The sequence below is a fragment of the Microbacterium xerophyticum genome, assembly GCF_053543555.1.
The window spans coordinates 462,620-478,973 of record NZ_JBLVOB010000007.1 but is presented as its reverse complement, the minus strand read 5'-3'; the positions used below and the strand labels follow the sequence as shown (position 1 = coordinate 478,973).

The 16,354-nt window shown below is 66.7% G+C and carries 14 protein-coding genes; 8 read left to right on the top strand and 6 right to left on the bottom strand.

The window, feature by feature from the left end; genetic code table 11:
• Nucleotides 1–16: 16 nt before the first annotated feature.
• The 4 genes from ACNPNP_RS13890 to ACNPNP_RS13875 are packed head-to-tail and all read right to left on the bottom strand — an operon-like array spanning nucleotide 17 to nucleotide 7,463.
• Nucleotides 17–721 (bottom strand): CDP-alcohol phosphatidyltransferase family protein, encoded by a 705-nt coding sequence (locus ACNPNP_RS13890; protein WP_448966616.1) that lies wholly within the window; start codon nucleotides 719–721, stop codon nucleotides 17–19.
• Nucleotides 718–5,220 (bottom strand): fibrinogen-like YCDxxxxGGGW domain-containing protein, encoded by a 4,503-nt coding sequence (locus ACNPNP_RS13885; RefSeq protein ID WP_448966615.1) that lies wholly within the window; start codon nucleotides 5,218–5,220, stop codon nucleotides 718–720. The genes ACNPNP_RS13890 and ACNPNP_RS13885 overlap by 4 nt, the downstream gene beginning before the upstream one ends.
• A gap of 33 nt (nucleotides 5,221–5,253) precedes the next feature.
• Complete coding sequence (locus ACNPNP_RS13880; RefSeq protein ID WP_448966614.1) at nucleotides 5,254–5,928, bottom strand: hypothetical protein; 675 nt, start codon at nucleotides 5,926–5,928, stop codon at nucleotides 5,254–5,256.
• The gene (locus tag ACNPNP_RS13875; protein WP_448966613.1) at nucleotides 5,928–7,463 is read right to left on the bottom strand and encodes a sugar transferase; all 1,536 of its coding nucleotides are present in this window, start codon (nucleotides 7,461–7,463) and stop codon (nucleotides 5,928–5,930) included. The genes ACNPNP_RS13880 and ACNPNP_RS13875 overlap by 1 nt, the downstream gene beginning before the upstream one ends.
• 334 nt (nucleotides 7,464–7,797) lie before the next feature.
• Between ACNPNP_RS13875 and ACNPNP_RS13870 the strand changes: the two genes are divergently transcribed.
• The 3 genes from ACNPNP_RS13870 (at nucleotide 7,798) to ACNPNP_RS13860 (ending at nucleotide 10,714) form a co-directional block, all read left to right on the top strand.
• Nucleotides 7,798–8,943, top strand: coding sequence for a low temperature requirement protein A (locus ACNPNP_RS13870; protein ID WP_448967257.1), 1,146 nt, complete (start codon nucleotides 7,798–7,800; stop codon nucleotides 8,941–8,943).
• Nucleotides 8,944–9,207: 264 nt separating this feature from the next.
• Entirely contained in the window at nucleotides 9,208–9,474 is a 267-nt protein-coding gene (locus ACNPNP_RS13865) for a hypothetical protein (protein ID WP_448966612.1), read from the top strand.
• Nucleotides 9,475–9,598: 124 nt separating this feature from the next.
• Nucleotides 9,599–10,714 carry a fatty acid desaturase family protein gene (locus tag ACNPNP_RS13860; RefSeq protein WP_448967256.1) on the top strand — a complete coding sequence of 372 codons (1,116 nt, stop codon included), beginning with the start codon at nucleotides 9,599–9,601 and terminating at the stop codon, nucleotides 10,712–10,714.
• Between the two features lie 19 nt (nucleotides 10,715–10,733).
• Here ACNPNP_RS13860 and ACNPNP_RS13855 read toward each other — a convergent pair whose 3' ends face one another.
• Entirely contained in the window at nucleotides 10,734–11,672 is a 939-nt protein-coding gene (locus tag ACNPNP_RS13855) for a ketopantoate reductase family protein (protein WP_448966611.1), read from the bottom strand.
• Nucleotides 11,673–11,763: 91 nt separating this feature from the next.
• On the opposite strand from ACNPNP_RS13855, the gene ACNPNP_RS13850 reads away from it, so the two are divergent.
• Nucleotides 11,764–12,312, top strand: a complete 549-nt coding sequence (locus tag ACNPNP_RS13850) for a TetR/AcrR family transcriptional regulator (protein WP_448966610.1) — start codon at nucleotides 11,764–11,766, stop codon at nucleotides 12,310–12,312.
• 53 nt (nucleotides 12,313–12,365) lie between these two features.
• Complete coding sequence (locus tag ACNPNP_RS13845; RefSeq protein ID WP_448966609.1) at nucleotides 12,366–12,602, top strand: hypothetical protein; 237 nt, start codon at nucleotides 12,366–12,368, stop codon at nucleotides 12,600–12,602.
• 37 nt (nucleotides 12,603–12,639) lie between these two features.
• Here ACNPNP_RS13845 and ACNPNP_RS13840 read toward each other — a convergent pair whose 3' ends face one another.
• Nucleotides 12,640–13,065: a VOC family protein gene (locus ACNPNP_RS13840; RefSeq protein ID WP_448966608.1), complete on the bottom strand. Its 426-nt coding sequence runs from the start codon at nucleotides 13,063–13,065 to the stop codon at nucleotides 12,640–12,642.
• Between the two features lie 97 nt (nucleotides 13,066–13,162).
• Here ACNPNP_RS13840 and ACNPNP_RS13835 point away from each other — a divergent pair, with 97 nt between their 5' ends.
• Genes ACNPNP_RS13835 through ACNPNP_RS13825 form a run of 3 tightly spaced genes read left to right on the top strand, consistent with a single transcriptional unit; the run spans nucleotide 13,163 to nucleotide 16,312 of the window.
• The gene (locus ACNPNP_RS13835) at nucleotides 13,163–14,122 is read left to right on the top strand and encodes a helix-turn-helix transcriptional regulator (RefSeq protein ID WP_448966607.1); all 960 of its coding nucleotides are present in this window, start codon (nucleotides 13,163–13,165) and stop codon (nucleotides 14,120–14,122) included.
• A 9-nt stretch (nucleotides 14,123–14,131) separates the two neighbouring features.
• A complete protein-coding gene (locus tag ACNPNP_RS13830) occupies nucleotides 14,132–15,544 on the top strand; it encodes an amidase (RefSeq protein WP_448966606.1) in 1,413 nt (470 codons plus the stop codon).
• 60 nt (nucleotides 15,545–15,604) lie between these two features.
• Nucleotides 15,605–16,312: a spermidine synthase family protein gene (locus tag ACNPNP_RS13825; RefSeq protein ID WP_448966605.1), complete on the top strand. Its 708-nt coding sequence runs from the start codon at nucleotides 15,605–15,607 to the stop codon at nucleotides 16,310–16,312.
• The last annotated feature ends 42 nt before the right edge of the window (nucleotides 16,313–16,354 follow it).

Below are 16,354 nucleotides of genomic sequence, written 5' to 3'. Positions count from 1 at the left end.
GATATCTCTAGTTCTGTCAGAGAGCGGCGAGCTGGGCGAACTTGCGTCGCAGTGACGCTGCGAACATCAGCACGTGCCAGGCGAACAGGGCGATGTAGATCACGGCGAAGGCAGCCGGAAGGCCGAGGAACGACAATGCCACGTATGTCGTCGAGGTGTCGTGCGGCTGCTTGATGAACGAATCGAGGATCCCGGCGGATGCGTCGTCTGCAACGCGCGGCGCCTTCGGCAGCAGCTTCTCGGCCAGCAGCTGGGAGAGGAACCATGACGACACCAGCACCGAGAAGATTCCGGCGATGACCACGAGCCACCACTGGGCGTCAGTTCGTGCGAGATGGATGGCGACCGCGATGTGCACCAGTGGTGCACGCACGCCGTCGACGACGTGATCGAGCCACTCGCCGGCCGGCCCTCCACGGCCCTGGATGCGGGCGAGTTGCCCGTCTGCGGAGTCGAGGATGTAGCCGAGCAGCAGGAGCACCGCCGCGACAGCGCCCGCCCACGACGTCGGAAAACCGATCAGGATGCCGAGGCCCATCGCGCCCAGCATCGCACTCATCGCCGTGACGCCATTCGGACTCCAGCCCCATGCCGCAGCGACGACGGCGGCCTGCCCGCCGAGGGGCCTGTTCACCCAGCGGAGGTATGCAGGAACGCCCGCACCTGGTTTCTTCGCGGAGGCGAGCGCGCGCCGGGCCTCGGCGGAGGAAAGCCTGCTCATCCGCGAAGCATACTCAATGACAGTCGGAAGCTGAGGTCGGGTGTCGCACGCCAGCTGGCGTGGGTGGATGCAGCGATGACATTTTCACCTTCCAGTAGAAGGGCGGCCGGCACCGTGAAGGTGACCGGAGCGGCGACTGCCGTGGAATGCCGGGGTGCGACGGTGGCGTAAGAATTCTGCGTCAGAGTTCCGGCCGGGAGGTTGGTTCGACCGAGCTCCACTCCGTTGAGGTAGACCACGACCGCGTCGTCTGCGATCACAGTGACAGTGCCGTCGGCCACAGAACCGGCAGCGAGAACTGTGAACGCGTGGCGGAACTGGGCGCTCAGCGGGTTGCTCGGGATGTCGACCGGCTCGATGTTGGTCGTCGCCCCTGCGACTCCGCGGCCGAACAGGCCGGTTCCGGTCGACCAGGCGGAATCGTCGAACGCGACGGCATTCCAGTCCGGAGGCAGCGCGTCGTTCGAGTACCGCCATGCCCATGTGGAAGCGGTATCGACCGTGACGGGCAGTTCGTCTTCGGCAGGTGGTGCTGTGGTGCTCACGTCCACCGAGGCGGCGGGCGAGACCAGACTGCCAAGACCTGTCGCGGTGACCGTGTAGGCATACGTCGTGCTGGGGGCCAGGCCGCCTTCCGAGAACGTCGTCGTCGCCGCGTCCACGGAGCCGACGGTCTCGCCGTCTCGTGCGATCACGTAGCCGGTCGGCGCCGGGCCCTCCGCCGGGGCCCCCCAGGTGAGTGCCACCGAGTCGGCCGTACTCGTAGCGGCGAGGTCGGCCACCGCATTCGGTGCGGCTGCCAGCTCTCCCCGCTCGGCGACATACGACAGCTGGAAGCTGAGATCGACCGTCGCTCGCCAGCTGGCGTGCGTCGACGCCGCGATGACGTTCTCCCCGTTGACCAGCAGGCTCGTCGGCACGGTGAACGTGATCGGGTTGGCGATCGCGCTCGAGTGCCTTGGCGCGGCCTGTGCGTACGAGTTCTGCGACAGCGTGCCCGTGGGCAGATTCGAACGGCCGAGCTCGGTGCCATTGAGGTACACCACCACGCCGTCGTCGGCGATCACGGTGACAGTACCGTCGGTCAGACTGGCCGCCTGAACGACCTCGAACGTGTGCCGGAACTGGGCGCTCAGCGGGTTGCTCGGGATATCCACCGGTTCGATGTCGGTCGTCACCCCGGCGACCCCCCGACCGAACAGTCCGCTGCCGGTCTCCCACTCCGAATCGTCGAACCCGACCGCGTTCCAGTCAGACGGCAACGCATCATTCGAGTATCGCCATGCCCACGACGAATCGGCGTCGACGACCACGGGCAGCTCGTTCGCGTCGGGCGGAAGCGCGGTGCTGATCTGCACTGTCGCGGTGGGCGAGACGAGACTCCCCGGACCTGTGGCGATCACATCGTACGTGTACTCCGTGTCCGCTGAGAGCCCGGAATCGGTGAACGTCAGCGTCGCGGCATCCGTTGCACCGATGATTTCGCCGTCCCGACTGATGCTGTATCCCGTCGGAGCGGTGCCCGAAGCCGGCGCAGCCCACGTGAGTGTGACGGCATCAGCGGTGCTGGTGCCCGCGAGCGACGTCACTGCCTGCGGCGCAGAAGGCATCTCACCGCGCATGGCGGTGAACGACAGCTGGAAGCTGAGGTCAGGCGTCGCTCGCCAGGCGGCATGCGTGGATGCCGCGATCAGATTGTCGCCGTTGGTGAGCAATCCTGCCGGGACGGTGAAAACGATCGGGGCAGCCACGGCAGTGCTGTGTCGTGGCGAGACAGTGGCGTAGGAGTTCTGGGTCAGGTTGCCTTCCGGAAGGTTGGCGCGTCCCAACTCGACGCCGTTGAGGTAGACCACCACTGCGTCATCCGCGAGGACGGTCACAGTGCCGTCGACGACGCTCGCCGCTTGCGTGACCGTGAACGTGTGACGGAACTGCGCGCTCAACGGCTTACTGGTGAGGTTCGTCGGATCGATGTTCGTGGTCGCGCTCGAGACGTTTCGACCGAACAGGCCGCTACCGGTCGCCCAGCCCGAATCGTCGAAGTCGAGTGTGTTCCACCCAGCGGGCAGGGCGTCGTTCGAGTAGCGCCACGACCATTCCGACTCCGCGTCGGCGAAGGTCAACGCATCCTCCGGCAGCGGGGCGACGACGAAGGCCGGCGTCGACGCAGACCGGTTTCCTGCGGCATCGCGTGCACGGACGAAGTAGTCGACGGGCTCGTCCGTGACAGGGACGGTATACGTCGCGGTCGTCGTCGATGCGATGACCCTGTTCTCGCGGAGCAGCTCATAGGTCACGCCGCCCGAGTCCGTTGACGCGCCCCAAGTGAGACTCATCTCGGTAGCGCTCGCCGGCACGGCCGTGATGTCGGCAGGCTTCGTCGGGGCCACGGTATCGGTCGGAGCGAAGCGTACGTACCCGCCCGACCACTGAGCCGTCCCGCCGGCACGTACGGATCTGCTGAAGTCGCCGCCGATCCAGAGCACTCCGGTCGAATCGTGGAAGGAGCCCCAGGCGCCGTAGCCGGCGCGCGCCTGCAGCGTCGGCGACCAGTCGTGGATGTAGTCGCCGGTCGTGGCATCCCACGCGCCGACGAGATTGATCTTGTCGGACTGTGCCCACCCCGTTCCGGGGTCGTTCCAGGTGAAGGAGTCCTGGTACACCCAGTTGCCGCAGTGGCAGCCGCCGATGACGAGGGAGCCGTTCGTCTCCACCGTCTGGAAGTCGCCGCCTGCGTTGGTGATGGACCCACGCATCAGCGCGAAGGTGTCGCGGTCGTATGAGAAGAGCGAGTGCTCCGAACCGCCGAGCCACACCATGTCTCCCGCTTCCTGGACCCCGAGCTGCCACACGTTGCCAGTGATGTTCCCTGATGCATCGGTGCTGGACTTGGAGAACCGCGGAACCCAGAGCGGGCTGACAAGAGGCGCGCCGGATGCTGTCTGGATCGCCGCTGCACTCGGCGTCGAGGTGCTCTGCTTCATCTTGAAGTACCCGGAGAAGTAGGTCCGGTCGCCGCGGTCAGAGGCATCGACCGAGACGGACGTACCGTTGAGGAAGGCGTTCCACGAGATGTCGGGCTGCCCGGTGGTCAGATTGACGCGACCGCCGTTCCAGGTGCTGGCGCTGGTTGTCGATCCGACGGCGGTGAGGTGCGTGAAAGCTCCCGCCACATACAGATGGTTGTCCTGAACGTCCAGTCCGCGGATGTAAGGCACGCTGCCCGTCGCCCTGTGCTCGGCGGCGACCTGCCATCCGGAGAGCGCCCCGGTGTCCGGATCGAGGAAGGCGAGACCCGGTTGGGCGACGCCGTTGACCGTCGAGAACTGGCCGCCGACGGCGATCCGTCCGTCCGGAAGCGTGGTGATCGCTTTGACCTGTCCGTTCAGAGTCGGCCGGAAGCCGGGGACCCACTGCCCCGTGGCGATGTCGAATGCGGCCAAGTTCGGCTGTTGCACCTGGTCCGTTCCGGATTGGTTGCGCTGCACGTATCTGAAGTTCCCGCCCACGAACACCTTGCCGTCGGCCTCGCCGAAGACGGCGACTTCGGTGTTGAGCTCACCGCTGCTTCCGTTCGCGAAGCCCGAGACTCCCCAGGTCGTCGTCATGGCGTCGCTCTCCGGAATGTCAGCGACCGTCGTCGCGGGGGATCCCGCTGCCGGAATCGCGGTGAAGTCGAGATCTGCAAGTACCAGCTTGGGTCGCAGGAAGACCTGAGTGAACGGACGGGCATAGCCCTGTCCGCTGGGGCTCCAGAGGTAAGAATCGGTGGCGGCGCTGCCTCCGACGTTCGATCCGAATGCCCAGCCGTTGAGGTAGCTGTGGGAGGACTGCTCGCTGAAGACGACCCGGTTCAGCTGGTTGTTGTTGCCGAAGTTCCGCGTCTGACCGCCTGTGCCACCTGACCCGTTGAACGAGTAGTTCTTCACGCTGTGCGTGGAGCCGAAGGTCCATACCCATCGGTCGCGCTTGCTGAGGGTGAAACGCGCCTCTTGCCATTGAGTGCCGGCGGTGTTCGTCGCGCGGCGAAGGCGGATGCCGTCGTCGAGCGCGTCGACGCGTCCACCGTCGAGGAGTGCGTCCACGGTGGCCGAGGGCAGTTGTGCTGGCAGGAAAGCGCCCGTGCCTGTGATGGTGTTGCGCAACTGGGCTGGGGTCCGAAGGCCGTGGTAACCCTCCTTCCATGCTTCACGTCCGCGGCCGATAAGCACCCAGCCACCGCCGTCGGTGGTCTGATCGCAGTAGAACTGATCCGGCGCCACCAGCTCCGGAGTCACCAACCAGTAGATGCCATCCGCGGCTGTCGGGAAATTCTGCTTGACCTCCCAACACGAGGCTGCTGCGGTCTCCTGGGTGAGCCCATCCGGTAGCGGAGCGTCAGCGGCGGTCGCGGCCACAGGCGTCAGCAGCGTGCCGACCATTGCGGCGACGGCGATGGCTACGCCGGCTGCGGTACGGGCGATCCTGGATCGCTGCGAGATCGAGATGTCATTCATCATCGTGTCTTTCGTCAGTCTGTGTCGGTCGGCCAGTCAGGCTGCGGGGCAGTCTTGGACGTCCGGGATGTCGTGAGTGGAGATCTTCCATGTGTCGCCCTCGAAGACGGCGCCGTAAAGGTGGGCCACGGGATGGCCAGGGTTGTACAGCGAGGCCTTGAGCGAGTTGCCCGCGGCGTCGGTCACATCGATGCCGGCCACATCGATGCAGACCTTGAGGGTGATCGTCGCGGGCGTCGATGCGAGGTCGATGGTGGTGGTGGTGACGCTGGTGATCGCTGCTTCCCCCGTTTGCCGGTAGCCGAGGTCGTACTGCTCGCGTGCCTTGGACTGCAACTCCCCGAGCACCCACCCTGTCGCGACTGCTTCGATGCCCACGGCCGAGCCGTCGCCACGCTGGGAGATCTCATCGATCGCCGCCACCACCGCATCGACGGCCACGCTCGCTCGTTCGACCTCCGCCTGTTCGTCAGCGCTCAGTGGTTGTGCGGTAGGAGCGATGACCGTCGTGAGCGGATCCTCGGAGATGTTCTCGTCATCGCCCGTGTCACCTTCTTCGAGGATGACGTCGTCCTGTGATGCGGTCGGCTCCGAGAGCATAGGCACCAGGAACGCGATGCCGCCCCCGACGCCCGCCACGATGAGAGCGGCCGTTATCGCCGGCACGAGCCAGCGCCGTGTCTTCTGGTCCGTTTCCGTCGGTGTGCTCATCAGTACGCCCCCTTCGGCTGCACCATCGCGCGACCCGTGCGCCACATGATCTGCAGGTCATTCATGACCGACCAGTTCTCGACGTATCGAAGATCCAGGCGCACGCTCTCGTCCCACGAGAGGTCGCTGCGGCCGGAGACCTGCCAGAGGCCGGTGATTCCGGGCTTGATGTAGAGGCGGCGCAAGACCGTCCCGTCGTACGAGGTGACCTCGCTGGGCAGCGGGGGGCGAGGGCCGACGACGCTCATGTCACCGGTCAGCACGTTCCAGAACTGCGGGAGTTCGTCCAGCGACAGTTTGCGCAGTACCTTTCCCACACGCGTGACCCGCGGGTCGTCCTTCATCTTGAACAGCAGTCCGGAACCCTGGTTCTGCGTCTTGAGCACTGCGAGCTGCTGTTCCGCATCCGTTCTCATGGAACGGAACTTCATGATGCGGAACGTGCGGCCATCGCGGCCGACTCGTTCCTGGGAGAAGAACACCGGGCCGGGTGAGTCCAGCTTGATCAGCAGAGCGAGCACCGGGGTGATCAAGCCGATCGGGATCAGCGCCAACGCGGCGACGGCGATGTCGAGTACACGCTTGAGCAGGTGCACCCCGCCCTCGTAGGTCGGGATCTTCACCTGGATCAGCGGCAGCCCGTCGACCTGACGAAGCGAGATCCGCGGACCAGCGACATCCGTCAGCCGGCTCGACAGCACGAGCTCGGCGGCAGTTCCCTCGAGCTGCCAGCTGAGCTGCTTCACGAAATCGGCGTCGCCCTCGGGGCGGCTGGCCACGATGATGGTGTCCGCGCCGATCCGTGCCGCCGCTGCGGCCACAGTCGACACGTTGCCGACGACGGCATATCGGGTCTCGCCGACGGCGAGTTCGTTCGCGTTGCGATCCAGCAACGTCGCTCCGACTACGTGATATCCGTTCTCCCCGCTGGTGTGCAGAGAGTCGATCACGTACTCGACATCCTTCGTGGCGCCGACGACCAGAGTGCGCGAGACGTACGCGCCCGCCAGTCGGCGGCGCTGCAGCCACCGCCGCCAACTCCACCGCATGACCAGGAGCCCCAGCATCCCGGTCGGCAGAGCAATGACGAGCAGTGGCCGCAGGCCATCCCACTCGAGGAGGATGCCGGCGATCGCGACGATCCCGAACGCGAGTCCTCCGGCATGCGCGACCCTGCGGTACTCGGTGGTGCCCGAGCCGAGGATCGCGGCTGACCGCGTGTTCAACGCGTCCAGCATCATGTAGAGGGTCGCGATCATGAGGATCGCACCGCGAACGACGACGTCGACCGGTGTACCGAGGAGGAACACCTGAGTCAACGCAGTGAGCGTGGCGACAGCCACGATGACCGTGGCGTCAGACAGGCGCAGCCGCAAACGATAACGGCGCTCCCACTGCTGTCGGCGCTCGAGTGTCGCCGACATGCGCGGCGCTACCACGCGGTGCGGCGACGCCGTGGCCGCACGAGGTGCGACGGCAGGCGTGAACAGCGACCCGGTGCGAGCGAGACTCAGCGCGTCCTCGACGGACGTCATGCTGATGCTCCCCGAGCCGCGAATGTACGCAGAAATCCCCAGTGCGACATGTGTTCCCCAGTGTTCCCCAGACCCCGAGCACGACGCTCGCGGCGATCGTCCGCATTCCGACCCCTCGGTTCTGCTGCTTCACTGTGATCCCACATCACAGGAGGTTGAACGCCATTTCCCAAACGACGTCCGGCGCAGCAGATACTGCAGACTCTGGTCACTGTAGCGGAAGACACGCGCGAGCGGAAGATGCAGATCTGCGGCAGCTGAACATCGTTTCGGTCCGGGCTACGATGTCCCGGTGAGCGGACACACGGCGCCTTCCCGATATCGGCTGACGAGCATGCGGCCGCGGGACCCGCAGCAGCCGCATCGCTCGGCGAGCATGCTCGAGCTGTTCTTCGATCTCGTGTTCGTGGTCGCGGTCTCCATCGCCTCGGCGGAGCTTCATCACGCGCTCGCCGAAGGGCACTTCCTGCACGGCATCACGAGCTACGCGATGGTGTTCTTCGCGATCTGGTGGGCGTGGATGAACTTCACCTGGTTCGCCACCTCGTACGACACGGACGACTGGCTCTACCGGGTGCTGACGATCGCGCAGATGGGTGGCGTGCTGGTCCTCGCGGCCGGCGTCCCCAATGCCTTCGGGCGCGCCGACTTCACGATCGCCGTGGTCGGCTACGTCATCATGCGCGTCGCGATGATCGCCCAGTGGCTGCGCGCGTCGCGCCACTCCGGGCCGCTGCGCAGCGCGACGCGGCGATACGCGCTGGGGATCGCTGTCGCGCAGGTGCTCTGGATCGGATTCCTCTTCCTTCCCGCAGAGGTCCGCATCCCCGCCTTCGTGCTGTTCGCGCTCGTCGAGATCTCGATCCCCGTCTTCGCGGAGTACCGGCATCAGACCCCGTGGCATCCGCATCACATCACCGAGCGCTACGGGCTGTTCACCCTCATCGTGCTCGGAGAGAGCCTGCTCGCCTCGGCGAACGCCATCATCGAGGCGCTGCACGAGGTGGACCGGCTCGGGCCGCTCATCGCGATCGCCGTGCTGACCCTCGTGGTGACGGCCTCGCTGTGGTGGATCTACTTCTGGCCGCCGCACCACCACGCGATCACGTCGTTCCGACGCTCACTGCGCTACGGCTACACGCACTACTTCGTCTTCGCCGCCGCTGCCGCGTTCTCGGCGGGCATCGAGGTCGAGATCGATGTGCTCACCGGGCACAGTGAACTGAGTCCGGTCGCCGCGTCGTTCACGGTCACCGTGCCGATCGCCGTCTTCCTCCTGGGGATCTGGTGGATCGCGATCCGAGACAACGCCGACCGCATCGTCAACACCGTCGTCCCGATCGCGGCGCTCCTCGTGCTGTTCGATCCGCTCATCCCCATCCCGGTCACGCTGACCGCCGGCATCCTGATCGTCGTCGTGACCGTGCTGGTGATCCGCCCGCCCGTCCGCAAACGATCTGCCGTCGCGCACGAGAATTGATCTGCAGCGTGAGGCTCCTGGTGCCCACGCCCTTCTCGCGCAGCAGATCGATTCTCACGCTCTGATCGACGCCGATCGGCGCCCTCGGGCGTTTTCGGGTAGACTGGTGGTGCAACGTGAAGGATTCGCCGCGATTCGGCGCATCACGTCGCCACTGATCAGGGCCGTAAAGGACCGCTCGCACCGACGCGCGCGGCATCCGCTCTCGATCTCGAGAACATGAGGCGCGCATGCGCGCGCCCACCACAAGCAATGAGCATCACAATGAGCAGTACATCCATCCGTCCACACGCACCGCTGAACTGGAAGCAGGCAGACGACTTCGTGCACGTCGCGACCCGCGACGGCGAATTCGCCGGCTTCGTCGAGTTCGACGGCACCGAGTACATCGTCCACGACAACCACGGCAACGAACTGGGTGCCTTCGCGACGTCCTCGGACGCGCGCCGCGCACTCGACGGCACGCCCCGTCGAATCAACCGTTCGATCGCGCAGACCCTGCGCCGGCATCTGAGCCGCGCGCGCTCCTGAAGTTCATCTGCGAACCCCTTATGTATACGTGAGGACGCATACGCGTCGCGTTAGCCTAAGGTAAGCGATCGGCACCTGCCCTTGGCTTTCACAGCTCAAGGGCTCCGATCGACAGGAGAGCAACATCTCCACCTCAACGGTCGTCGAAACGACCAGCACTCTCGGACCGGTACGTCAGACGTACTCCGGCAATGCGGATTTCCCGCCCATGGCGCGCGCCTTCAAGAACGTCTCGCAGGTCGTCCGCGAGACAGGGCTCCTGCAGCGCACCGGGTGGTTCTACCTCCTCACCGCAGTGGGCATCGCGCTCGCCCTCGGCGGGGCCATCACCGGATTCATCCTGCTCGGCGACAGCTGGTTCCAGCTGCTCATCGCCGGCGCCCTCGGCATCATCTTCACGCAGATCGCCTTCCTGGCGCACGAGGCTGCGCATCGGCAGATCCTCACCTCGGGGCCGGCGAACTTCCGTCTGGCCCGCATCCTCGTCGGACTCGTCGGGATGAGCTACTCCTGGTGGGACAACAAGCACACCAAGCACCACGGCAACCCCAATCAGGTGGGCAAGGATCCCGACATCGAAGTCGACACGATCTCCTTCCTCGAAGAGGATGCAGCCAAGTCCCGTGGCCTGATCCGCATGATCACCCGCAAGCAGGGCTGGCTGTTCTTCCCGCTGCTCACCCTCGAGGGCCTGAACCTGCACTACCTCGGTCTGAAGTACCTGCTCACGAAGAAGGGCGTCAAGGGCCGCTGGATCGAACTTTCGCTCATCACCGCACGACTCGCAGCAGTGCTGGTGCCCGTCTTCCTGCTTCTTCCGCTCGGAATGGCGTTCGCCTTCATGGGCGTGCAGCTCGCCGTCTTCGGCGTGTACATGGGGGCCGCGTTCGCCCCGAACCACAAGGGCATGCCGATCATCGAGCCTGGCGCCCGACTGGACTTCTTCAGCAAGCAGGTGCGCACCTCGCGCAACATCTCCGGTGGTTGGTGGGTGACCATGTTCATGGGCGGCCTCAACTACCAGGTCGAGCACCACCTCTTCCCGAACATGCCCCGCCCTCACCTGGCGAAGGCCAGGGAGATCGTGCGCGACTACTGCCTCGCCAACGACGTGCCGTACACAGAGACCACGCTTCTCAAGTCGTACGCGATCGTCATCCAGTATCTGAACCGGGTGGGACTCTCTGCGGGTGCCGATCCGTTCGACTGCCCCGCCGTGGCGCAGTTCGGTCGGGCCTAGCAGACGCCCTCACGGGCTGTCAGCCGTCCGAGAGGACCGCATCCAGGCGCGGGGTCGGGATCCCGAGCCTGCGGGCGTCTCGTGATCCGTCTCGGAGCACCGCCTGCGGTTCGGGTGCATCCGGATCGGTATGGGCTGCCAGGCTGACCCGAGCGATCCGGAAACGGGTGGACGCCCAGGCGATCACGGCGCTCGTCTGCGCAGGCAGGCGAAAGGGCAGGACCGCACTCCGGTGCCGACGCAGGTCGACCCCGCGCGCCTCGAGCACGGGCAGCAGTTCACGACCGATCAGGAAAGCGTCTCGGAATGCCTGTCTGTCGCCGACCATGTTCGCCAGACCACCGTACCGACGGCCCTGAGCATGCATCCCGACGTCGGCGATGAAGTGCAGCCACAGCCACCCGCGGATGTCCTTCTCCTCACGGACGACGAAGCCCGCCTGTCGGAACAGATTCCGCACGGCGATCTCCCGTGCGGCGGGCGCTGTGCCGGACGTGCCGAGGATCACGGTGCGCATGACGGCGCCATGCAGGATTCCCGCGTCATCGAAACCGCCACCGGCCTGCGGGAAACCGAACAGGATCTGACTCGCCGGGATCGGGGCGACCGCGGCGAGGGGCTCGTCCCACACGTTGCCCAGCACGAGCACCGTCGCGTCGCCCAGGCGGGGAGCGATGTACTCGGAGGCGGCCGAGAGGTGATGATGGCCGACGCTGAGTACGACGAGGTCGAACGCGTCCGATGGTCCGAACGACTCTCGCAGGCGGGTGCGGACGACGTTGCGGGACTGACGGCCGAGCGGCGTGCGGCGCGCATCCAGGAGGTCCATCACCACCTCCTCGCCGTACTGCTCGGCGCGTCCTTCGCGGACGTGGAACTCGACGTCGTGTCCGGCATCCTGCAGTGCGTGGGCGTAGATCGTCGAGATCACTCCACGGCCGAACATCAGTACTCGCATGTCGAGCCTCTCTTCGCCGATTCCAATAAGTGGAGATGATCTCCGGATGCTACGATATGGAAACCATCTCCGGATGTCAAAGGGAGAGCACATGGCGGAAGAGCGTGCGATGAGGGCGGATGCCCGCCGCAATCGGGACGCGATCGTGGCAGCAGCACGGGCGGCGTTCGACCGTGGCGATCAGTTGCGGTTCGACGACTTCGCGAGCCGCGCAGGAGGCGGCGTCGGAACCCTTTATCGGCACTTCCCGACTCGAGAGGCGCTGGCCGCGGCGGTGTATCAGGGCGAGGTGCTCGCGCTCTGCGAGCGGGCACGCACATCGACAGAACCCGCGGCGAAGGCCCTCGAAGCGTTCCTGCGAGGCTTCGTGGAGTACGTCGTGGCGCATGCCGCTCTGGCTCGGACGCTTGCCGCTCTGGTGGGGCCTCATGTCCAGGCCGACAGCGGAAACGAGCTCGAGCTCACGGTCGCCGGACTGATCGATCGCGCCGCTGCTGACGGTGCCATTCGCGAACAGGTCTCTGCGGGTGCGGTGATGGTGGTCCTGCACGGCATCGGGTCAGCGGTCGACCGGCCGCAGTGGGAGACAGAGGCGAGGGCCGCCGTCGAACTGCTGATCGACGGGATCAGCTCGCGCTGACGAGCAGCCAGGGTGCTCTTCCGGCAGCACTCCGCGTTCGCTACTTTGTGGGCATGGACAACGACTATTCAGGAATGGCCGCAGGCCTCGGGATCGGTGCGATCATCTTCGGCCTGGTGATCTACCTCGGAACCATCGCCTTGATGCTGTGGATCGGATACCTGGTCATGCGCACTGCCGTGAAGAACGGCATCCTTCGCGCGGATGCGGAACGTGCCGGACAGCGACCCGGCGGCCCGTACGCTGGGCCGCCGAGCACCCAGCATCACGGCGTACCGCCCAGGCAGTGACCCTGGGGTGCGGGACCGCGGCCCCGCACCCGAAGGGTCAGCTCGCAGGCCAGGCCGCCTCGACGTCGAGCACCCAGGTGACGCCGAAGCGGTCCTTGAGCATGCCGTAGAGCGGCGCCCACGCGGCCTGTGCGAGCGGGACGATGACGTCGGATCCCTCGACGAGACGCTCCCAGTAGCGGGTGATCTCGTCGGCGTCGGCGCCGCGCACCGACACGAACACAGGAATCGTGCCAGGGTCGTGAGGGGTGTGCGAGGGCACGTCGTACGCCATGACTCGGAAGCCCTCGGGTGAGGCGACCTGTCCCCACATGATCTGCTGCGCCTCGTCGGGAGCGGTGACGCTGTGCGCGTCGGCGTAGGTGATCGCGGTGAGGTCGCCGCCGAAGACGCCCTGGTAGAACTCGAGCGCTGCTCGGGCATCGCCGCGGAAGTTGAGGTGAGTGGTGGTGGTGATCGACATGGTCGCTCCTCGCTGTCTGGCCGGTGGATCCCGGTGATGACCACGCTGTCAGCAGTACAGGTCGGTTCCTGTCCTCTACTGGATCTAGTCTGAGAGCATGGCCTCGACCACGTCGCGATTGCTCGTGCTGCTGTCGCTGCTGCAGACGCGGCGCGACTGGCCGGGTGGGGCACTCGCCGAGCGCCTCGAGGTCAGCCCCCGCACGGTGCGCCGGGACATCGATCGGCTGCGCGAGATGGGGTACCGGGTACAGGCGGCGAAGGGGCCGGACGGCGGGTACCGCCTCGACGCGGGCTCGGAACTGCCGCCGCTGCTCTTCGACGACGACCAGGCGATCGCGATCGGGTTCGCGCTGCAGTCGGCGACCGCGATGGGCGCAGGCATCGAAGAAGCGGCGGTTCGTGCGCTGACGACCGTGCGGCAGGTCATGCCGTCACGACTGCGGCACCGCCTCGACGCGCTGAAGGTCACCCCGCTGCGCACGGACGACGCGGATGCGGCATCGTCGGACGTACTGGTCGCGCTCGCCGCCGCGATCCATGCGGAGGAGACGCTGAGGTTCGACTACGGCGCCTCCGAAGACCGGCGACGCGTCGAACCGCATCACCTGGTGACCTCGGACGGGCGCTGGTATCTGATCGCGTGGGATCTCGACAAGGACGACTGGCGGATCTTCCGCGCCGATCGCATCGTTCCGCGCATCCCGAACGGCCCACGGTTCGCCACGCGGGACGTGCCGGGCGGCGATGTGCGCGAGTTCGTCGCGGCACGGTTCAAGGGGTCTCAGGGACGTGACGTCTGGCCGTGCCGTGGAAGGGCGATCGTCGACCTTCCCCTCCCGGTGGTGCGCCCTTTCCTCGGCGATGCAGTCGCCGAGGCTGTGGACGAAGGACGGACGATGATCGACGCGGGCTCGTGGTCATGGGTCGCTCTGGCGGCGTCGTTCGGCCGGTTCGACGCCGCGATCACGGCGATCGAGCCGCCCGAGCTGGCGGAGGCGTTCGCGACGCTGGCCGACCGGTACGGATCGGGTGCTCGCGGCAGCACGCGCCCGTAGGCTCGAGGCATGGCTGAGCTCCACGACCTGACGGCGATCGAACAACTCGCGGCGCTCCGCGCGCGCGAGGTCAACCCGGTCGAGCTCACCCGCCATTACCTCGATCGCGTCTCTCGACTGGACGACGGCCTCGGCGCGTTCGTGCATGTGACGGCGGATGCTGCGCTCGCGCGCGCGGCTGCGCTCGGCGACCAGACGCCGGAAGGCGCGCTCTGGGGTCTGCCGTTCGCCGACAAGGACCTCGTGCCGCGCGCCGGTGTGCCCACGCGGTTCGGGTCGCGTCTGCACGCGGACTTCATCCCGGATTCCACAGCGGATCAGGCCGCAGTGCTCGACGAGGCCGGCGGGATCAGCCTCGGCAAGACCAACACCCCGGAGTTCGGGCTGACCGGATACACCGAGACGCAGATCGCTCCGCCCGCGCGCGATCCGTGGAATCCGCTCAACGGGGCCGGCGGATCGAGCGGCGGAGCCGCGAGCGCTGTGGCGGCCGGACTGCTTCCGCTCGCCCCGGCATCGGACGGCGGCGGTTCGATCCGCATCCCCGCCGCGACCGTCGGCGTCGTGGGGCTCAAACCGTCGCGCGGAAGGATTCCGTTCGCCTCAGGCCTGGACAGCCCCGGTGGCCTCCCGGTGGCGGGCCCGATAGCCCGCACCGTGACCGATGCGGCGCTGCTGCTCGACGTGCAGGTGCACGGGCGGCCCTATTCATACGCGACAGCCGCCTCCGGCTCCGGCTCCGGTCGCTTCGCGGACGCCGCGACGGCGGTACCGGCATCCGCTCGCGTCGGCGTCACGACCGTATCGCCATGGGATGACGCCGAAGACATCCGTCTCGATGCCGAAGCGGCGCGCGCAGTCGACATCGCGACGGCGCTGCTGACGGATGCAGGGCACGGCGTCGATCCGTTCGATTGGCGCCCGCGCGGTTATGCGGAGATGTTCACCACGATCTGGCGCACGAGCGCCGCGCGGATGAACCTGTCGGATGCAGAGCTCGAGCTCGTCGAGCCGATCACCGCGTGGCTGGTGCGCGAGGGGCGTGCGCTCACGGGCACGCAGGTGCTCGAGGCCCTCGCCGCGGCGACGGTCTTCGAGCGTGAGACGATCACAGCCTTCGCGCCGTTCGACGTCGTGCTGACTCCGGCTCTGGCGCTGCCACCGCAGCCGGTCGGCTGGTTCCATCCGACGGATGCGGCGGAGAACTTCTCCCAGCAGGTGCGCTACGCGCCGTACTCGAGCTTCGTCAACGTCGCAGGCCTGCCCGCGATCGTGGTGCCCGTGACGCTCAGTGCATCCGGTCATCCGGTGAGCGTGCAGCTGGTCGGTCGGCCGGGCGGGGAAGCAGGGATCATCGCGCTCGCCGCAGAGCTGGAGCGCGGTGCAGGTCTGATGCCGAGGCCGGACGTCTGGCGGGAGTGACGCGTGGCGATCCGGGGCTGCCGGCGCGGGTAGGGTGAGGCATGACGGAGGGACGCCGCAGTGATCACTCGGTTCGAAGAACTCGACTGGCAGCCCACACCGATCGGCGACCTCATGCTCAGGCGCCGCACGGAGCCCGCGGTGGGTCGGGAGATCTACGAGGTGAAGCTCGGCGACGAGTACCTCATGTCGAGCCTGTTCACGGTGGCCGAGGAGGAACTCGCGCACCTGGGGCTCGCCGCAGTCGAGGGTGAGGAGCTCTCGGTTCTCGTCGGAGGCCTCGGGCTCGGATACACCGCTGTCGCCGCGCTGCGCGACGAGCGGGTGCGCGCACTCACGGTGATCGATCGGCTCGGCGCCGTGATCGGCTGGCACGAGCGGATGCTGCTTCCGGCGTCGACGGAGCTCGTGAGCGATGCACGGACCACCCTCGTGGAGGACGACTTCTTCGCCGTGATGCGGGCCGCGCCAGCGGAAGGGCACGGCGGCTATTCCGCCATCCTGCTCGATGTGGACCATTCCCCGCGGCATCAGCTCGACCCGACGCATGCCGATCTGTACGACGCCGCGGGACTGCGATCACTCGCCAGGCACCTCGCGCCGCGCGGTGTCTTCGCGCTGTGGTCGGATGACCCGCCAGATGACGACTTCATGGTCGAGTTGAACGACGTGTTCGACGACGCGACGGCGCACGTCGTGGACTTCGACAATCCGGTCACGGGCGGCGTGTCGTCGAACACGATCTACGTCGGTCGCAGCCGCAGCTGATTCCCGCAGGGGCGCAGACGCACGAGTGGCGTCGCTGCTTCT

What these genes read in the sequence shown, in the direction of transcription:
- ACNPNP_RS13890 (WP_448966616.1), bottom strand. Translation starts at nt 721, where the DNA reads ATGAGCAGGCTTTCCTCCGCCGAGGCCCGGCGCGCGCTCGCCTCCGCG.
- ACNPNP_RS13885 (WP_448966615.1), bottom strand. Translation starts at nt 5,220, where the DNA reads ATGATGAATGACATCTCGATCTCGCAGCGATCCAGGATCGCCCGTACC.
- ACNPNP_RS13880 (WP_448966614.1), bottom strand. Translation starts at nt 5,928, where the DNA reads ATGAGCACACCGACGGAAACGGACCAGAAGACACGGCGCTGGCTCGTG.
- ACNPNP_RS13875 (WP_448966613.1), bottom strand. Translation starts at nt 7,463, where the DNA reads ATGACGTCCGTCGAGGACGCGCTGAGTCTCGCTCGCACCGGGTCGCTG.
- ACNPNP_RS13870 (WP_448967257.1), top strand. Translation starts at nt 7,798, where the DNA reads ATGCGGCCGCGGGACCCGCAGCAGCCGCATCGCTCGGCGAGCATGCTC.
- ACNPNP_RS13865 (WP_448966612.1), top strand. Translation starts at nt 9,208, where the DNA reads ATGAGCAGTACATCCATCCGTCCACACGCACCGCTGAACTGGAAGCAG.
- ACNPNP_RS13855 (WP_448966611.1), bottom strand. Translation starts at nt 11,672, where the DNA reads ATGCGAGTACTGATGTTCGGCCGTGGAGTGATCTCGACGATCTACGCC.
- ACNPNP_RS13850 (WP_448966610.1), top strand. Translation starts at nt 11,764, where the DNA reads ATGGCGGAAGAGCGTGCGATGAGGGCGGATGCCCGCCGCAATCGGGAC.
- ACNPNP_RS13845 (WP_448966609.1), top strand. Translation starts at nt 12,366, where the DNA reads ATGGACAACGACTATTCAGGAATGGCCGCAGGCCTCGGGATCGGTGCG.
- ACNPNP_RS13840 (WP_448966608.1), bottom strand. Translation starts at nt 13,065, where the DNA reads ATGTCGATCACCACCACCACTCACCTCAACTTCCGCGGCGATGCCCGA.
- ACNPNP_RS13835 (WP_448966607.1), top strand. Translation starts at nt 13,163, where the DNA reads ATGGCCTCGACCACGTCGCGATTGCTCGTGCTGCTGTCGCTGCTGCAG.
- ACNPNP_RS13830 (WP_448966606.1), top strand. Translation starts at nt 14,132, where the DNA reads ATGGCTGAGCTCCACGACCTGACGGCGATCGAACAACTCGCGGCGCTC.